The following is a 17211-nucleotide window of genomic DNA, read 5'->3' as shown; positions in this document are numbered from 1 at the left end:
CTCACTCAGCGGGACCCGCACCGAACGTCGCCGTGACGGCACGGTGGGGTCCCGTTTTCGAAAGGAACGCCCCCGTGACGATTTCGCGCGCCGTGCGCGGCACACTCACCGGTGTAGCCGCCGCGCTCATCGCCCTCACCCCGATCGCCGTGACCCCGGCGCTGGCGTCGCCGAACATCCCGGTCCTGCAGTCGCCCAAGAGCGCGTCGCTGAACCTGCCGGACGCGCCGAACGCCCGTGACCTGAGCGGCATTCCGACCCAGGGCGGCGGGGGCAAGCTGAGGGACGGGTCGGTGTTCCGGTCCGACGCGCTGAACAAGCTCGGCGACGCCGAGCAGCAGCAGCTGGTGTCGGCGGGCATCGCGGAGATCATCGACTTCCGCAGTCCGACCGAGCGCGGCCAGAATCCGGACAAGGTCCCGGCGTCGATCCCGGTGAAGTCGCTGCCGGTCTACGACCCGAACAACGACTTCTACCTGTTCGTCGGCAAGGCCATCCAGGGCGGGCCGAGCGTGCAGCAGCAGCTGCTGGGCGACGGCAAGGCCAAGCAGTTCATGGTCGACTACTACAAATGGTTGGTCACCGACGCGACCGCGCGGTCGCAGTTCGGCGCCGCGGTCAAGGAGATCGCCGGTGCGAGCGGCCCGGTGCTGTTCCACTGCACCGCCGGTAAGGACCGCACCGGCTGGATGTCGGCCATCCTGCTGAGCGCGCTGGGCGCGCCGAAGGGCCAGATCTACAACGACTACCTGGCGTCCAACGACAACCTGGCCGCCTCGAACCAGGCCACCCTGGACGGTCTGGTCGCCAAGGGACTGGTCACCGATCCCGCGCTGTTCACCCCCATCCTCGGCGTCGACCGCGACTACCTCGACGCTTCCTTCGACGCCGTGCAGCAGAGCTTCGGCTCCTTCGACAACTTCCTGTCGCAGGGTCTGGGCATCGACGGCGCGACCGTCGCGACGCTGAAGTCCAAGCTCGTCGGCACGTAAGACCTCCGCAGCGCGCCGCGATCGCGTGTGGAATCGATCGCGGCAAAACGGACCGGGGCCGACCTGTCCCGGTCCGCGTTGTCCCGAAAGGAAATTCGCGAGTGACTATCTCTCGTGCCCTGCGCGGCACCCTTACCGGTGTGGCCGCCGCGCTCATCGCCGCCGTCCCGATCACCCTCACCCCGGCCGTCCAGGCGGCGCCGACGAGTTCGATACTGCGCCAGGCCCCGGTCGGCGCGGACTTCGCGCTGCAAGGCGCGCCCAATGCCCGCGATATCGGCGGTGTCGCGGCCAACAACGGTGTCGCGCAGATCAAGTCCGGCCAGGTCTTCCGCACCGACGCCCTCAACCATCTGACCGGCACCGATCAGCAGACCCTGATCGCGGCGGGGGTCACCAAGGTGATCGACTTCCGCAGCCCGACCGAGCGCGCCCAGAACCCGGATTCGCTGCCCGCGTCGATTCCGGAGGAGTCGCTGCCGGTCTACGACCCGAACAACGACTTCTACCTGTTCTTCGCCAAGGCCGTGCAGGGCGGGCCGACCGTGCAGCAGCAGCTGCTCGGTGACGGCAAGGCCGCGCAGTTCATGGTCGATTACTACAAGTGGATGGTGACCGATCCGACCGCCCGCGCCCAGTTCGGCACGGCGCTCAAGGACATCGCCAATGCTTCGGGTCCGGTGCTGTACCACTGCACCGCGGGCAAGGATCGCACCGGCTGGATGACCGCGATCCTGATGAGCATCCTGGGCACCCCCAACGCCGCGATCTACGACAACTACCTGCTCTCCAACGATCGCCTGGCGGCCTCCAACAAGGCCACCATGGACGCGCTGGTGGCCAAGGGCCTGGTCACCGATCCGTCGCTGTTCGCGCCGGTGCTCGGGGTGCAGAGCGACTACCTGGACGCGGCGTTCGCCCAGGCCGTGCAGTCCTACGGCACGATGAACAACTTCGTCTTCCAGGGGCTGGGCATCGACGGCGCGACCGTCGGCATCCTGCAGGCCAAGCTGATCCAGCAGGGCGGCATCGGCAACTAGGCGTTTTACCACGAATGCCGGCGTCGCGAATCGGACGACGTCGGCATTCGTTTGTCCGCCTCATGTCCGGGTCAGGCGGGTTGCGCGCGTGCGAAAATTCGCATGGTGCACGAGATCTGGGAACTGGACGGTCGGCGCACCCGCTCGGTGAGCGCCGAGAATCCCACCGGCGCGCCCGGCGGCGGTGGCCGCGCCCTGGCCGGGACGGGCGCGTTCGCGGCGGCGGGACTGGGCCGCGGCTGGAAGGTCTCGCCGTCGATCGATCTGCCACCGGGCGAAACCGCCACGCTCGCCGATGTTTCCGGGCCCGGCGTGATCCGGCACCTGTGGCTCACCACCGACCGTGCGCTGCTGGGCGACTTCACCCTCCAGATGTATTGGGACGACGCGCCGGAACCGGCCGTCGCGGTACCGCTGGGCGACTTCTTCTGCAACGGCTGGGACGAACTGGCGCTGATCAACTCCGCGATGGTGGTGGTCGCACCGGCCGGCGGGCTGAACAGCTACTGGCCCATGCCCTTCCACCACCGCGCCCTGATCACCCTGCACAACGGCTCCGAGCGGGCCGCGCCGGTCTACTACCAGATCACCTATCTGGAGGAGGAACTATCCGGCGCCGCCGGGTATCTGCACGCCCGGTGGCGCTGCAGCGATCCGCTGGGCACCCCGGCCGAGCATCCGATCGTCGAAATCGAGGGCGGCCCCGGCCGGTACGCGGGGACATATCTGGCGGTGCAGCCCCGTGCCGCGGGCTGGTGGGGCGAGGGGGAGCTGAAGTTCTATCTCGACGACGACGCCGAATTCCCCACCGTCTGCGGCACCGGTACCGAGGACTATTTCGGCGGCGCCTGGAATTTCGATCTCGAGGGCGCTTATCGCCCCTACTCATCCCCCTATCTGGGCATGCCGCAGGTGTTGCCGCCGCATCGAATCTACGAACCGCAGCAGCGATTCGGCATGTATCGCTGGCACATTCCCGACCCCATCTGTTTCGACCACGGACTGCGCGCCACCGTGCAGGCGCTGGGCTGGCGCGAGGACGGGCACTACCTTCCACTGGACCAGGCGCATGTGGCCTCGACCGCGTTCTGGTACCAGGCGCTCCCGTGATCTCACATTCCGCTCGGTCTCATTTCCCGGTTCCCCGTAACGATTCCGGGAAAAACGGAAACGTGCGATTGCTATTGAGTAAAACGCGTCGAATGGACGGCGCACGGGTGCATGGTTATTGCTATGCGCGCCTTGGTTGTCGAGAAGCCCGGACAGTTCTCGGTCGAATCTGTTCCGGACCCGACGCCGGGCGCGGGCGAAGTGGTGATCCGGGTCGACGCGGTCGGCATATGCGGCACCGATATCCATATCGTCGAGGGCGAATTCCCGCCCACACCGTATCCGATCGTGCCGGGACACGAATTCGCCGGAGAAGTTGTGGCGTTGGGGGCGGGCGCGGCCGGGGTGCGGGTCGGGGATCGGGTGGCGGTGGATCCGTCGCTGTTCTGCGGGCGCTGCCACTACTGCGCGATCGGGCGCGGCAATCTCTGCGAGAACTGGGGCGCGATCGGCGACACCGTGGACGGGGCCATGGCCGAGTACGTGAAAGTGCCCGCCGCCAACTGTTATCGGCTGCCGGGGCATCTCTCGCCCGCCCACGGCGCACTGGTGGAACCGCTCTCGTGCGCGGTGCACGGATTCGACGTGCTGCCACGGCAACTCGGCGCACACTATCTGATCTACGGCGCGGGCACCATGGGCCTGCTCATGCTGCAGCTGGGGATCGCGGCGGGCGCGGCGTCGGTGTCGATGGTGGACACCAATGCCGATCGGCTGGCCATCGCGCGCACCCTGGGCGCGGCCGCGGCCACCGTGTCCGCCGACGATATGGATCGGCCCGAGGGCTGGGAGATCGTGATCGATTGCAGCGGAACGGTGGCCGCCATCGAGGACGGGCTCGCGCGGGTCCGCCGCGGCGGCACCTATCAGCAGTTCGGGGTCGCACCCGAGGCGGCGCGGGCGAGCATCTCGCCGTTCCGCATCTACAACGACGAGATCAAGATCGTGGGGTCGATGGCCGTCCTGCACAGTTTCGGGCGGGCCGTGGATCTGATGGGAGAGGGCGTCATCGACGCGGACATCGTGATCACCCACGATTTCGCGCTCGATGAATTCGGCGATGCCCTGCGGACCTTCCGCGCGGGCACCGGACGCAAGATCCAGCTGCATCCCGGAAGACGGGCGGCACGATAAGACAGGTAGGGGCCAATGACGGTCGTTGCCGGTGTGGACTCCTCCACCCAGTCCTGCAAGATCGTGGTGTGCGACGCGGATACCGGAACGGTATTGCGCCAGCGCCAGATTCCGCACCACGACGGGACGGAAGTGCCGCCGCTCATGTGGTGGGAGGCGCTGCGCGCGGCGTGTGATCGCATGATGCGCGATGTGGAGGCCATCGCGGTGGCCGGGCAGCAGCACGGGCTGGTGGTGCTGGACGCGTCCGGGCATCCGGTGCGGGACGCGCTGCTGTGGAACGACACTCGCTCGGCGGAGGCGGCCACGCAGCTGGTGAGCGAGCTGGGCGGGCCGCAGGCCTGGGCGGACGCGGTGGGCAGTGTGCCGCTGGCCGCGCACACCGTGGCCAAGCTGCGCTGGTTCGCCGACCACGAACCAGAATTGGCCGACCGAACAGTCCGCGTCCTGCTCCCGCATGACTACCTGACCTGGCAACTGCGCGGCGGCGATCCGGCCACCGAGCCCACCACCGATCGCGGCGACGCCTCCGGCACCGGCTACTGGTCCCCCGCCAACGGCTCCTACCGGCCCGACCTGCTGTCACTGGCTTTCCGCGGCCGCAGTCCCGCCCTGCCCCGGGTGCTGGCCCCCGCCGAGATCGCGGGCCACACCCCCGGCGGCCGCCTGGTGGCCGCGGGCACCGGCGACAATGCCGCCGCCGCACTGGGTCTGGGCATCGACGACGGCGACGTGGTGGTCTCGCTCGGCACCAGCGGCACCGTCTTCACCCGCGCCGCCAGCCCCAGCGCCGACCCCTCCGGCGCGGTGAACGGCTTCGCCGACGCCACCGGCGCGTTCCTGCCCCTGGTCTGCACCCTCAATGCCGCCCGCGTCCTGGACGCCACCGCCACATTGCTGGGCACCGACGTGTCGGGCCTGGAAGTCCTGGCCGCCCAATCACCCGCCGGCGCAGACGGTCTCACCCTGCTCCCCTACATCGCGGGCGAACGCACCCCGAACCTGCCCTACGCCACCGGCAGCCTGCACGGCCTGCGCCCGCACACCATGCGCCCGCACCACCTGGCCCGCGCCGCCATCGAGGGCATGCTCTGCAATATCGCTGAGGCCCTCGACCGCCTCCCCACGGTCCCGCACCGAATCCTGTTGATCGGCGGCGCTTCCCGCTCCCGCCTCATCGCCCACGCCGCCGCCACCATCTTCGGCCGCACCGTCACCGTCCCCAACCCCAGCGAATACGTGGCCCTCGGCGCGGCCCGCCAAGCCGCCTGGGCCCTGCGCGGCGGCCCCCGCCCACCCCGCTGGCCCACCCCGACCGGCACCGAATTCCATTCGCTGACAGCCGGAATCGGCACCGCCATCCGCCAGCGCTACGCCGAGGTCAGAGACACCTATTACCCATAAACAACGGGTCCATCGGCCAGATAGTCATCCCACGTCTTGTGCCGAGTGATGTAGTTCCGGATGGCATCCCGGGCGATCTCATGCTTCGACCGCCCTTCCATCGCCGCCTGCGCACTCAGCGCAGCTTCTTCGTCCTCGCTGAGCCGCAAAGTCCATGCCACCGGCAAGTCATACCACCTCGAGGTGACCACCAGCGACACAACTATGAAAAATGACCGCTTCACATCATGGCGGCGCGGTGTTGTTCGCGGGCCAGGAAGTGGGCGGTGGATTTGGTGGCGTCGTAGAGGGATCGGTAGTGGCGGTAGTAGGAGTCGTAGCGGGCGGTGTGGAGGGGGTCGGGGTCGATGGTGGTGATGATGGGGTTCCAGGCGGAGGTGTCGATGCCCTGGGATTCGGCGGCGAGAAGGGCGTCGCCGAGGGCCGCGCCCACCGTGTCGGCGGGGAGCTGTTGAGGCAGACCGGTGATGTCGGAGACTATGCGCGTCCACAGGCCGCCCTTGGTGCCGCCGCCTACCGCGACCAGGCGGGTGGCGGGGGCGCCGGCGGCGGACATGACCTCGAGGTTGTGGCGGACGCCGTAGCCGATGCCTTCGAGGACGGCGCGGTAGAGGTCGGCGCGCTGGTGGGTGAGGGTGAGGCCGGCGATGACGCCGCGGGCGTTCGGGTCGAACAGCGGGGTGCGTTCGCCCGCGAAGTAGGGCAGGACCAGCAGGCCGCGGCTGCCGGGTGGGACGTGGGCGGCCTCGTCGAGCAAGTCGGTGAAGTCGCTGCCGGTGAGGGTGCGCAGCCAGTCGGTGATCGCGCCCGAGGTGGCCATGCCGGCGGCGGAAGTGTAGGTGGCGGGCCAGGTTCCGCAGGTGGTCCACAGGCCGGGCTGAGGGCGGGGGGTGGTGAGGACCTGGGTGAGGAACATGGTGGTGCCGTACATGATCATGCAGTCGCCGGGGGCGCGCACGCCCACGCCGACGGCCTCGGCCCAGGCGTCGATGGTGCCGGTGGTGACGGGCAGTCCGGCGGGCAGGCCGGTGGCGGCGGCCGCTTCGGGGGTGACGTGGCCGACTATCTCGGTGGGCCAGGCCAATTCGGGCAGGCGCAGGCCGGGGGCGACGGATTCGGCCCAGTCGGTGGCCCAGTCACGGGCCATCAGGTCGTACATGGGGACGCACTGGCTGGCCGACTGGTGGTCGAGGACGTAGCGGCCGGTGAGGCGGTGGACCAGGAAGGTGTGCGCCATCAGCAGCATGCGGGTGGACTGCCACACCCGCGGCTCGTGACGGATGAGCCAGCGCAGTTTCGGGCCGACGGCCTGGCTGGTCAGCGGTGAGCCGCAGCGCTCGAGCACCGTGTGCGCGCCCAATTCCGCGTCCAGTTCCTCGATTTCGACGCTCGCACGGGTGTCGACGCCGTACAGGATGGCGGGCCGCAGCGGGTTGCCGTCGGCGTCGGCGGGTAGCAGGCACGGGCCGATGCCGCTCACCGCGAGCGCGTCGATGGGCTCGCCGTCGGCGGCGGCCACCAGCTCGCGGGCGATGGCCGCGAAGTCGGCCCACCACACCGTCTCGGCGTCGTGCTCCACCCAGCCCGGCCGCGGGGTCGAAACCCGGTGCGGCCGTTCGGCTCTCATCGCGACCAGGCCGGTGTGGTCGACCAGGACGCCCTTGGATCCGGAGGTGCCGATATCGATGCCCAGTAGCATGTCAACTCGCCCTGGTGAATTCGTCGAGCGTGACACCCAGCAGGTCGCAGGCCGCGCGCACGGTGGCACGGTGATCGCCCGGCACGGCGTGAATGTGGTTGGCCCCGAAGCGGGACAGGAAGTCCCCGGCGTCGGCGTCCAGGCGGGCGAAGGCGTGCGGCCATTCGGGCGTGGACTGCTTCATGAGCGATTCGTTGGTGGCCTCGTCGTAGGTCTCGAACTCGCCGAGCATCAATTGCATTCGGTAGGAACCGTTTCGGCGGGTGAGGCGGGCCAGGGTCATCTGCCCGGGCGCGGCCAGATGGTGCACGGACGCGCCGCCGGCCGGGAAGAAGAACACCTCGGGGTAGAGGTGCACGCGGGCCAGGTTCTCGGCCGGGTCGTCGCTGCGGGCCGCGTACCAGGTGGCGTGCTGGCCGGAGTTGCACAGGTCCCAGATGTCGCGGTCGGCGTGATAGTGGCGGACGTCGGCGAAAAGCACCGGGGTATCGGCGATCCGGTGCAGCAGCTGCATGGTGAGCGCGCCGTCCATGTCCGCCTCGGTGGCGCAGACGTGCGGGTGTTTGGGGCCGTTCCAGTCGTAGGGGTCGTTGAGGAACGCCTCGGTGATGTCCATGGTGGCGAAGTACTGGGTGAGCTCCGGCTGGCCCTTGATGCCGGAGAAGTCCAGACGCCATTCCGCGATCAGGTCCCGCATGGCCAGATACGAGCGGATCTGGCGCTCCAGCAGCTCCGGGGTCAGCTTGCGGCCGTCGTAGTGGACGCCGGCGGCATTGCGCTCCAGCCACTCTCGCGCGGCCTTGGCCTCACCGGCGTCGGCGAGTTCGGCGCGGCGCACGATCTCCCACTGATCGATCTCCTCCACGTCGATGCCGAACACCCGCTGCCACTGATCGGTATTGGCGACCGCGGTGTTCATGCCCATGGGCCGCCCGCCGATCCGCCCGAAGGTGCTGCCGCGCAGGCTCGCCACCGCCGCCGCGGCCCGCGCCCGTTCCCCGATGGCCGCGATGAGCGCGGGATCGGCGGGATCACCCCAGAGCCGGGCGTGCTCGCGCCCGATCTGGTCGAGCGCACCGCCCGCGGCCAGCATGCCGACCATGCCCGGCTGCACCGGATCGATATTCGACAGCAACAGCAGCGGGCCGCTCAGCGCGCCCGCCGCCAGCATGGTGAAGTGCGGGAACGCCCATACCGCGTAGTGCAGCACGGTCAGATCCACCCCGGACGCCTCGACCCGCCGGGCCACCTCCACCGCGCAGTCGTTGCCGCCGATCGGTTCCCGCCCGCGAATCACCGTGTGCCCCGCCGCGGTCAGCTCGGCGACCAGCCGATCCTCCGCCGTCCGAATGAATCCGACAATTCCGCCGTGCACATAGTCGCGGCCGTCGGAAAGACTGATCACGCCGATTCGGGCCATTGCCTGCCTCCCCGCGGTGGGTGGACTCTCGACTCCCGTCCAGAATCCCAGTCCAGACCACACGCCACGCCCGAAATCGGATTATCGCCTCAGTCCGGGAAGGTCAAGCGCGCCAGCGCGACTCCGCCCTGGCCCCAGCCCGCGTGCGTGATCCACAGCGCGTCGTCGTGGGTGATCACCTCGGCGGCGTGCGCGGGGATGTGCCCCACGCGGTCGGACGTGTCGAAGTGAAAAGGGCTGATACTGCGGAAGATCTCGGTGCCTACATAGTCGGGGCGGGGCCCGATCAGGAGATACCAGCTGCCGCCGTGGCGGAAGACGAACGGCGATTCGGTATTGCCCGCGCCGGTGCCGGTGGCCGGATCGGCATAGGCGATGCGGCGCTCGCTCCAGTTCAGCAGGTCCGGGCTCGTCCGGTAGGCGACCACGTGATTGCCGCCGGCGGGAGTGCTCGTGGCGCAGTAGTACATGACCCATAGACCCCGCACCCGTAGGACCATCGGATCGCGGGCGTCGTAGCCGTCGCGGAACACCGGACCGTCCGGATGCCGGGTCCAGTGGAACAGGTCGCTGGAGACGGCCAGTCCCATACCCGTTGCGGTGCGGTCGGTTCCGCCGCCGTCGTAGAACATGAAGTACCGGCCGTCGTCGTGGACCACGAAGGGCGCCCACAGGTGGGTCTCCCCCCGATCGAGATCCGCGCGCAGCACCGGTGGATGCCGGACCCACGGCCCGTGCAGATCCTCGGCGGTAGCGTGCGCGAACTCGGTCTCGTCGAACGGGTCGGCGGGCTCGGGGTGGGTGATCCCGAACAGATGCCAGCGGCCGTCCGCACCTCGGATCACGGTGTGATCGTTGATGTACCAGCGCCGATCCGATTCGCTCGGGTCATAGATGCGCCGAAACTCCCCCGCCCGCACGCCGTCCATGCCCGCGCCTTCCATCTAGGACCCGACCTGTCCTAGATCCATTCGAGAATGAATCCATGCCGGACCTCTCGCTGCGAACCCTAAACCGCACCCTGCTGCTGCGTCAGAAATTGAACGAGCGGGTGGCCATGCCCGCCGCCGACCTCGTCCGCCATCTCGTCGCGGTCCAGGCGCAGGAGCCGAACTGGCCTTACATCGGCCTGTGGACCCGGCTCACCGACTTCCGCCACGACGACCTGGCATCGCTGCTGCGAGACCGAACCGTAGTGCGCGCCACCTCGATTCGTCGCACCGTCCACCTCACCGATGCCGCCGACTACCGCTGGCTGTACCCGACCGTGCGACCGGCCGTCGAGCCGACCCTCCGCTCGGTGTACCTGCGCGACGCCGTCGCAGGTCTCGACATCGACGAATTGTCCACGGCCGGAGCCGAACTACTGTCCGGCCACACCCTGCCCCGCCGCGACCTCGGCAAACTGCTGGCCGAACGCTTCCCCGGCCGCGAACCCCGCGCCCTCGTCCACGCCACCGGCATCATCCACCCCCTGATCCACACCGCCGAAGCAGGCGCCTGGGGCGCCTGGCGGGGCCGCTCCGTCTCGGTCTCCCCCGCCGCCGACTACCTCGCCGCACCCCTATCCGAAACCCCCCAACCAGAAACCCTGATCCGCCGCTACCTAGCCGCGTACGGCCCCGCCACCACCGCCGACATCCAGGAATTCGCCGGCGTAACCCGCCTCGCGCCGATCATGGCCCGACTACGCCCGGAACTCCGCGTCTTCCACGACGAGTCCGGCCGCGAACTCTACGACCTCCCCGACGCCCCGATAGCCGCCCCCGACCTCCCGGCCCCGGTACGCTTCCTCCCCGCCTTCGACAACTCCTGCCTCGCCCACCGTGACCGCACCCGCATCATCAGCAACGCCGACCGCGCCCGCATCGCCAAGACCGCCTCCGGCGGCGTCCCCTTCTACCTGGTCGACGGATTCGTCCACGGCCGCTGGGATCTGGACGGTTCCACGATTCGAGTAATCCCGTGGCACTCCTTCTCGAAAGCCACCGAAGCAGCGGTCCGAGCCGAGGCCGAACAACTCCTGCCGGTACTCTTCCCCAACGAAGCTGGCAAGATCACCTTCAAAACGCGCTGATCAGACCCCTTCTTCCGCTCATTAGCAAAGTTCCGGCAATGCTACGGTGGCCCGGATTACCCGGGAGGTACGCAGAGAAACCATTCGATAGCAAATGACAGATTCGAGGCAGATCGCTATGCGACTTCCCTGGCCCACCGAGTTCGGCAGGTCGCCACGATGGCCGATCGCCGCGATCCTCTTCTTCGGGGTGGGCTCGTTGTACTACGCGGCGATCGCCGTGGGCGGGATGTCCGCGGGAGACGGTATCCGTGCGATCTTCGGCGCGTCGGGACTGCTGCTGTCGGCACTGTTCGTCGCATTGAGCGCACTCCGGCTCCGGCCCCATCGGCCTACGTCGGCGGGCCGAATCATGCTCGAGCGCAACGAGAGCGGTGAAACCGCGATCGCCCTCCCCATGGCGCACACGAGCTGGTTTCTCGGGGTACTGCTGTGCTTGTCGGGTGGTTTGTTCCTGGTAATGCTGGCCGTCACCCGCATCGCTTCCCACTCGAACGGCCCCGCGCACACGCTGCTGGCAATACCGCTGCTGGCCGCAGCCCTCGCGGCGTTCGCGGTCGCGGCATTGTTGTCCGCCGCCTTGCGCACCCCACGCCGCCTGGTGCTGTCCGAACACGGTGTTCGCCAGAACAACGGCGCGCTGGACCAGCACCTTCCGTGGTCAGCCATCACCGCCATGACTCCGACCCGCGCCGATCCCACGGGCGGCCAGTCCCGTCGCCGCATCCCGATGGTCCTGATACGGCCGCACGCGCCGTCGGATATCGCTGTGCCTTGGCGATTCCGCTGGTTCCGACAACGCACATTCCTCGATGTGATCTCGGTTCAGCCGATCGCCTATCCGGTCGACGGCGGCTTGCTGTACTACACGCTCCAGTTCTACTGGCAGCATCCCGAACTCCGACCCGAACTCGCCTCCGGCGCCGCCATCGAGCGGATGCGGCGCGGAGACGTGCTGGGCTAGAAGTGGATTGGTCAGCGGGCTTTTCGGGTGGTGCGCAGGAGGTCGCGGTTGAGGTGGGCTATGACGTCCTGGGGGATTTCCTTGGGGCAGGCGAGGGTGCATTCGCCGGTGTTGGTGCAGCCGCCGAAGTCGAGGTCGTCTTGGGTTCGGAGCATTTGGGTCACGCGGGTGGCGCGTTCGGGTTGGCCTTGGGGGAGGAGGCCGAGGTGGGTGATCTTGGCGGCGGTGAAGAGCATGGCGGAGCCGTTGGGGCAGGCGGCTACGCAGGCGCCGCAGCCGATGCATTCGGCGGCCTGGAAGGCGGAGTCGGCGTCGGGTTTCGGGACGGGGGTGGCGTGGGCTTCGGGGGCGGTGCCGGTGGGCGCGGTGATGTAGCCGCCGGCTTGGATGATCTTGTCGAAGGCGGAGCGGTCGACTATCAGGTCCTTGAGGACGGGGAAGGGCTTGGCGCGCCAGGGTTCCACGGTGATGGTGTCGCCGTCGGCGAACTTGCGCATGTGGAGTTGGCATGTGGTGGTGGCTTTTTCGGGGCCGTGCGGGGTGCCGTCGATGACGAGGGAGCACATGCCGCAGATGCCCTCGCGGCAGTCGTGGTCGAAGGCGACGGGGTCCTCGCCTTCGACGGTGAGACGTTCGTTGAGGACGTCGAGCATTTCCAGGAACGACGCGTCCGGGGAGATCTCCACCTGGTAGTCGACCAGCCCGCCCCGGTCCGCGGAGTCGCGTTGACGCCAGATGCGCAGTGTGAGTTTCATTCTCGATTCCCCTCTTACTTGTAGGACCGGGTGCTGGGCTGCACGTACTCGTAGCTCAGGGCCTCCCGATGCAGCGTCGGCGGCTCGCCCGCATGCCATTCCCAGGCCGCGACGTAGGAGAAGTTCTCGTCGTCACGTCGCGCCTCGCCGTCCTCGGTCTGCGACTCGGCGCGGAAGTGACCGCCCGCGGATTCGGTGCGGTGCAAGGCGTCCAGCACCATGAGCTCGGCCAGCTCGAGGAAGTCGGCCACCCGGCCCGCGCGTTCCAGCGACTGGTTGAGGTCGTCGCCGGAACCCGGGACGTTCACCCGCTCCCAGAACTCCGCGCGCAGTGCGGGAATCAGGGCCAGCGCCTTGCGAAGACCCTCCTCGGTCCGTTCCATCCCGCAGTACTCCCACATGATGTGGCCGAGCTCGCGATGGAAGGAGTCGGCAGTGCGATCCCCCCTGATCGAGAGGAGCCGGTCGATCATGGTGGTGACCCGCCCTTCGGCGGCCGCGATCGCCTCGGCCGGAACCTCCCCGACCGGCCCCCGCGCCAGATAGTCCCCGAGCGTGGTGGGCAGCACGAAATACCCGTCGGCCAGCCCCTGCATGAGCGCCGACGCCCCGAGCCGGTTCGCGCCGTGATCGGAGAAGTTGGCCTCACCGATCACGAACAGTCCCGGAATCGTCGACTGCAGGTCGTAATCCACCCACAGCCCGCCCATGGTGTAGTGCACGGCCGGATAGATGCGCATCGGCCGCTCGTACGGGTTCTCCCCCGTGATCCGCTCATACATCGTGAAGAGGTTGCCGTACTTGGCTTCCACCGCGTCCACGCCGAGCCGCCGGATCGCGTCGGTGAAGTCGAGGTAGACCCCGAGCCCGCCGGGCCCGACGCCGCGGCCCTCGTCGCAGACGTTCTTGGCCGCGCGCGAGGCGATATCGCGCGGCACCAGATTGCCGAACGCGGGGTAGATGCGCTCGAGGTAGTAGTCGCGCTCCTCCTCGGGGACATCGCCGGGTTCACGGTGGTCGCCAACGTTTTTCGGCACCCACACCCGCCCGTCGTTGCGCAGCGACTCCGACATGAGCGTCAGCTTCGACTGGTGCTCACCCGACACCGGAATGCAGGTCGGATGGATCTGGGTGAAGCAGGGATTGGCGAAGTACGCCCCGTGCTTGTGCGCCCGCCAGGAGGCCGTCACATTCGAGCCCATGGCATTGGTCGACAGGAAGTAGACGTTGCCGTAACCACCGGAGGCCAGTACCACGGCATCGCCTGTGTAGGAGCGGATCTCGCCGGTGATCAGATCGCGCACCACCACACCCCGCGCGACGCCCTCGACCATGATCAGATCGAGCATCTCGTGCCGCGCGTGCAATTCCACGGTGCCCGCGTCCACCTGACGCATGAGCGCCTGATACGCGCCCAGCAGCAGCTGCTGCCCCGTCTGCCCGCGCGCGTAGAAGGTGCGTGAAACCTGCGCCCCGCCGAAGGACCGATTGTCGAGCAACCCGCCGTACTCCCGCGCGAACGGAACACCCTGCGCCACACACTGATCGATGATCTGGTTGGAGATCTCGGCGAGCCGGTGCACATTCGATTCGCGGGAGCGGTAGTCGCCGCCCTTGACCGTATCGTAGAACAGCCGGTGCACGCTGTCGCCGTCATTGCGGTAGTTCTTGGCGGCATTGATCCCGCCCTGCGCCGCGATCGAATGCGCCCGCCGCGGGGAGTCCTGGAAACAGAACTGGATGACGCGATACCCCTGCTCCCCCAGCGTCGCCCCGGCCGAGCCCCCGGCCAGACCGGTCCCGATGACGATGACCGTCTTCTTGCGCTTGTTCGACGGATTGACGAGCTTGGCCTCGAACTTGCGGGTGGTCCAGCGATCGGCGATCGGCCCGGCCGGAGCCATGGTATCGGCGATCGGCGCTCCGACCTGGAAAAGGTTGTCGTTCATGGCTATTTCACCCATCCGAAGGAGACGGCGATCGGGACGGCCAGAAAGCCCGCCACGAGCAGAATGGACACGGCGGCCGCGAGCAGCTCGAAACCACGCGCCCCGCGCCCCGCAGTGAGGCCCAAAGTCTGTGCGGCGCTGCGGATGCCGTGCCGCAGATGCAGCCCCACCAGGACCACGGCGAGAACATAGAACACCGTCACATACCAGTGCGACGGCGCGAAGTCGGCGACGACCTTCGCATAGGGAGTCGCGTTGCCGCCCTTGGGATTCACCGCGCCGAAGGTCAGATCCAGCAGATGCCAGACCACGTACAGCGCGATGATGACCCCGCCCCACCGCATGGTGTGCACGGCATAGCCGTGGGCATGCGACTTCCGCTTGGCCGCGTACCTGATCGGCCGGGCCCGGCGCGCCGTGCGGGCGAGGGAGACGGCCGACCACATGTGCAGGATCACGCTCACACCGAGCACGACCTCCGCGACCGTCAGCAGCCCCCGACGCGGGATCGCGGGCTCACCGACCGTCCGCAGCCAGTCGGCGTAGTGGTTGAAATCGGACGCGCCCAGAAAGATCTTCAAGTTCCCGGCCATGTGGCCGAGCAGGAACAACACGAGGATGCCCCCGGTCACCGCCATCACGGCTTTCTTGCCCACCGTCGTGCGGTAGAGCTGGGGTAATGCGACAGCCATGACCGGAAGCTACGTCCGCCCCGCACGACCGGTCCAAGTCCGCTTGGATCTGGTGACCATGGCCGTGGTCTATGAACCGAGCTGCGGCCGGGATTACGACTGCGAGTAGTGAATTCGCGACGTGAAGGATGTCACACGCCGCCGCCCCGACCAGGTGTGATCATCGCCTCGGAATCGAAATCACGCACTCAATAGTCCTAGGCTATCGATGTGCAGTTGCAGCAGTTGTCGTACTTCCTGGCGGTAGCCCGGGCTCAGCACTTCACCCGCGCCGCCGACACCCTCGGCGTCGCCCAGCCTTCCCTGTCCAAGCAGATCCGGGTCCTGGAAACCGAACTCGGCGCGGAACTGTTCAGCCGCGCCCGCGGCAATATCACCCTGACCCCGGCCGGCGAGGCGCTGCTCCCGCTGGCGACCCGCATCCTCGCCGATGTCGACAGCGCCCGGCTCGAGGTCCAGGAGCTCGCCGGACTGCGCCGCGGCCGGGTCCGCCTCGGTGCGACGCCGTCCCTGTGCTCGAGCCTGCTGGCCGACGCCCTGCGCCGCTACCACGACGCGTACCCGGGCATCCGGCTCCTGGTCGAGGAGGGCGGCTCACGCGATCTGGTGCGCCAATTGACCAGGGGCGAACTCGATCTGGCACTGGTGATCCTGCCGCTGGCCGACGACACTCCGCTGGCCACCACCCCGATCCTGCGCGAGGACCTGATGGTCGCCGCCCGCATCGACGACACCTCCCTGCCCGACCGCCCGCATCTGCGCATCACCGACCTGCGGGACCGCCCGCTCGTCATGTTCCGGCAGGGCTACGACATCCGCGAAGCCACGATCAGCGCCTGCCGCCAGTCCGGCTTCGAACCCCGCTTCGCGGTGGAGGGCGGCGAAATGGACGCGGTCCTGCGCTTCGTCGAGGTCGGCCTCGGAGTGGCGGTGGTCCCCAGCACGGTGCTGGCCGGACGGCCCGGACTGCGCGGAATTCCACTGTCGGGCGAGCGCACACCCCACCGCCCCGGCAGCACCGAACACGGCCTGCACCGCATCGTCGCACTGGCCCACCGCAAGGACGTAGCCCGGACCCACGCCTCCGCGGCATTCCAGGCAACCCTGGAAACCTTCCTGCACGAGGCGGCCGACACCGACACCCTCCCACCCGGCGTCAACTCCCTCCTCCCCCCACTTCATCGATCTCGCCGGGACGCATGAGCGGTACTGGATCGCCGCGCCGTTCAGGCGACCAGAGCCTCTCGCAACCTGCTCAGCTCGGATTCCGAAAGACCCTGGGCAAGCAGCCATTTGGCCGCCCCGCCATGTTCGGCGTAGAGGTTGGCGAGGAAACGCGTCATGACTTCCGGTGCGACGGCGAGAATTCCGGTGTTGGTCTGCGGCAGACCCTCGTAGGAGGGCAGGGCGTCGAGCCGGTCGCGGACCTTCTGAATACGCTCATTGGTGAGCGCGTAGTCGTAGGCGATCGATTCGGCGGGGACGCCCACCGCGTCCAGCAGCACGGCGGCCAGCACGCCGGTGCGGTCTTTGCCTGCCGCGCAATGGAACAGGATCGCATGCTTGCCCGGGTCGATGATGAGCCGTACCGCCGCGACGATGTGCTCGCCGCTGCCCGCCAGCAGCTGCCCGTAGAGCTCGGTGAGATCGACACGGGTCTTGTCCGGCACCAGATCCCGTGCCGCCAGCGAGGATTGGGGCGACTTGCGGATCGGAAGGTTCGCGATGGTCAGCTCGGCGTCGGCGATCAGCCCATAGCCTTCGCGTTCCACCTCGTCGGGCAGGCGCAGGTCGATGACGGTGCGCAGGCCCAGCCGCTCGACCAGTTGCGAGAGGTCCTCGCAGGTGGCCTGCTGCAGCGTCGAGGACCGCAGAACCACGCCGAAACGCGTGCTGCCGCCGCCGGTTACGGGCAGCCCGCCCAGGTCCCGGACATTGTCGATCTGGGCGAAGTCGATCCAGCGGTTCGGCATCG

16 protein-coding genes are annotated in these 17211 nt (G+C 68.3%); 8 read left to right on the top strand and 8 right to left on the bottom strand.

Going from position 1 to position 17211, the window contains the following annotated elements:
* The first annotated feature begins 74 nt into the window (after window positions 1-74).
* The 5 genes from GPX89_RS03130 (at window position 75) to xylB (ending at window position 5680) form a co-directional block, all read left to right on the top strand.
* Complete coding sequence (locus GPX89_RS03130) at window positions 75-992, top strand: tyrosine-protein phosphatase (protein WP_328601452.1); 918 nt, start codon at window positions 75-77, stop codon at window positions 990-992.
* Between the two features lie 101 nt (window positions 993-1093).
* Complete coding sequence (locus tag GPX89_RS03125) at window positions 1094-2032, top strand: tyrosine-protein phosphatase (RefSeq protein WP_157354953.1); 939 nt, start codon at window positions 1094-1096, stop codon at window positions 2030-2032.
* Window positions 2033-2137: 105 nt separating this feature from the next.
* Entirely contained in the window at window positions 2138-3142 is a 1005-nt protein-coding gene (locus GPX89_RS03120; RefSeq protein ID WP_328601451.1) for a glycoside hydrolase family 172 protein, read from the top strand.
* 123 nt (window positions 3143-3265) lie between these two features.
* On the top strand, window positions 3266-4276 hold the full coding sequence (locus GPX89_RS03115; RefSeq protein ID WP_157354951.1) for a zinc-dependent alcohol dehydrogenase family protein: 1011 nt from the start codon (window positions 3266-3268) through the stop codon (window positions 4274-4276).
* 15 nt (window positions 4277-4291) lie between these two features.
* Complete coding sequence (xylB, locus tag GPX89_RS03110) at window positions 4292-5680, top strand: xylulokinase (RefSeq protein WP_157354950.1); 1389 nt, start codon at window positions 4292-4294, stop codon at window positions 5678-5680.
* Here the strand turns inward: xylB and GPX89_RS46185 are convergent.
* From GPX89_RS46185 to GPX89_RS03090, 4 genes are all read right to left on the bottom strand, one after another.
* Window positions 5671-5841, bottom strand: a complete 171-nt coding sequence (locus tag GPX89_RS46185; RefSeq protein ID WP_407939353.1) for a ribbon-helix-helix protein, CopG family — start codon at window positions 5839-5841, stop codon at window positions 5671-5673. The genes xylB and GPX89_RS46185 overlap by 10 nt on opposite strands.
* A 59-nt stretch (window positions 5842-5900) precedes the next feature.
* Complete coding sequence (locus GPX89_RS03100) at window positions 5901-7379, bottom strand: FGGY-family carbohydrate kinase (protein ID WP_157354948.1); 1479 nt, start codon at window positions 7377-7379, stop codon at window positions 5901-5903.
* Between the two features lies 1 nt (window position 7380).
* Window positions 7381-8799: an L-fucose/L-arabinose isomerase family protein gene (locus GPX89_RS03095; protein ID WP_157354947.1), complete on the bottom strand. Its 1419-nt coding sequence runs from the start codon at window positions 8797-8799 to the stop codon at window positions 7381-7383.
* A gap of 89 nt (window positions 8800-8888) precedes the next feature.
* Window positions 8889-9728, bottom strand: a complete 840-nt coding sequence (locus tag GPX89_RS03090) for a glycoside hydrolase family protein (RefSeq protein ID WP_235946643.1) — start codon at window positions 9726-9728, stop codon at window positions 8889-8891.
* A 56-nt stretch (window positions 9729-9784) separates the two neighbouring features.
* Here GPX89_RS03090 and GPX89_RS03085 point away from each other — a divergent pair, with 56 nt between their 5' ends.
* Both GPX89_RS03085 and GPX89_RS03080 read left to right on the top strand, forming a co-directional pair.
* Complete coding sequence (locus tag GPX89_RS03085) at window positions 9785-10876, top strand: winged helix DNA-binding domain-containing protein (protein ID WP_157354945.1); 1092 nt, start codon at window positions 9785-9787, stop codon at window positions 10874-10876.
* Window positions 10877-10994: 118 nt separating this feature from the next.
* Window positions 10995-11840, top strand: a complete 846-nt coding sequence (locus GPX89_RS03080; RefSeq protein WP_157354944.1) for a hypothetical protein — start codon at window positions 10995-10997, stop codon at window positions 11838-11840.
* An 11-nt stretch (window positions 11841-11851) separates the two neighbouring features.
* On the opposite strand, the gene GPX89_RS03075 is transcribed toward GPX89_RS03080, so the two are convergent.
* From GPX89_RS03075 to GPX89_RS03065, 3 genes are read right to left on the bottom strand one after another with little or no spacing between them, the layout of a single operon-like run.
* Window positions 11852-12595, bottom strand: a complete 744-nt coding sequence (locus GPX89_RS03075) for a succinate dehydrogenase/fumarate reductase iron-sulfur subunit (RefSeq protein WP_157354943.1) — start codon at window positions 12593-12595, stop codon at window positions 11852-11854.
* A gap of 14 nt (window positions 12596-12609) precedes the next feature.
* Window positions 12610-14544, bottom strand: a complete 1935-nt coding sequence (locus tag GPX89_RS03070) for a fumarate reductase/succinate dehydrogenase flavoprotein subunit (RefSeq protein WP_157354942.1) — start codon at window positions 14542-14544, stop codon at window positions 12610-12612.
* A gap of 2 nt (window positions 14545-14546) precedes the next feature.
* Window positions 14547-15236, bottom strand: a complete 690-nt coding sequence (locus GPX89_RS03065) for a succinate dehydrogenase cytochrome b subunit (protein ID WP_157354941.1) — start codon at window positions 15234-15236, stop codon at window positions 14547-14549.
* A 210-nt stretch (window positions 15237-15446) separates the two neighbouring features.
* Here GPX89_RS03065 and GPX89_RS03060 point away from each other — a divergent pair, with 210 nt between their 5' ends.
* The gene (locus GPX89_RS03060; RefSeq protein ID WP_328601450.1) at window positions 15447-16439 is read left to right on the top strand and encodes a LysR family transcriptional regulator; all 993 of its coding nucleotides are present in this window, start codon (window positions 15447-15449) and stop codon (window positions 16437-16439) included.
* 23 nt (window positions 16440-16462) lie between these two features.
* Here the strand turns inward: GPX89_RS03060 and GPX89_RS03055 are convergent, their stop codons facing one another.
* The gene (locus GPX89_RS03055; RefSeq protein ID WP_157354940.1) at window positions 16463-17209 is read right to left on the bottom strand and encodes a tyrosine-protein phosphatase; all 747 of its coding nucleotides are present in this window, start codon (window positions 17207-17209) and stop codon (window positions 16463-16465) included.
* Between the last annotated feature and the right edge of the window lie 2 nt (window positions 17210-17211).

Origin of the sequence: Nocardia terrae, from assembly GCF_009760405.1 — a bacterium.
GTDB classification, from domain to species: Bacteria; Actinomycetota; Actinomycetes; order Mycobacteriales; family Mycobacteriaceae; genus Nocardia; species Nocardia terrae.
The sequence above is the reverse complement of the archived record's forward strand: the minus strand, read 5'-3'. Positions and strand labels throughout refer to the sequence as shown.

Excerpts from the sequence above, each read along its gene's own strand:
- GPX89_RS03115 (WP_157354951.1), top strand. The coding sequence starts at position 3,266 with ATGCGCGCCTTGGTTGTCGAGAAGCCCGGACAGTTCTCGGTCGAATCT.
- xylB (WP_157354950.1), top strand. The coding sequence starts at position 4,292 with ATGACGGTCGTTGCCGGTGTGGACTCCTCCACCCAGTCCTGCAAGATC.
- GPX89_RS03100 (WP_157354948.1), bottom strand. The coding sequence starts at position 7,379 with ATGCTACTGGGCATCGATATCGGCACCTCCGGATCCAAGGGCGTCCTG.
- GPX89_RS03095 (WP_157354947.1), bottom strand. The coding sequence starts at position 8,799 with ATGGCCCGAATCGGCGTGATCAGTCTTTCCGACGGCCGCGACTATGTG.
- GPX89_RS03090 (WP_235946643.1), bottom strand. The coding sequence starts at position 9,728 with ATGGACGGCGTGCGGGCGGGGGAGTTTCGGCGCATCTATGACCCGAGC.
- GPX89_RS03085 (WP_157354945.1), top strand. The coding sequence starts at position 9,785 with ATGCCGGACCTCTCGCTGCGAACCCTAAACCGCACCCTGCTGCTGCGT.
- GPX89_RS03080 (WP_157354944.1), top strand. The coding sequence starts at position 10,995 with ATGCGACTTCCCTGGCCCACCGAGTTCGGCAGGTCGCCACGATGGCCG.
- GPX89_RS03075 (WP_157354943.1), bottom strand. The coding sequence starts at position 12,595 with ATGAAACTCACACTGCGCATCTGGCGTCAACGCGACTCCGCGGACCGG.
- GPX89_RS03070 (WP_157354942.1), bottom strand. The coding sequence starts at position 14,544 with ATGAACGACAACCTTTTCCAGGTCGGAGCGCCGATCGCCGATACCATG.
- GPX89_RS03065 (WP_157354941.1), bottom strand. The coding sequence starts at position 15,236 with ATGGCTGTCGCATTACCCCAGCTCTACCGCACGACGGTGGGCAAGAAA.
- GPX89_RS03055 (WP_157354940.1), bottom strand. The coding sequence starts at position 17,209 with ATGCCGAACCGCTGGATCGACTTCGCCCAGATCGACAATGTCCGGGAC.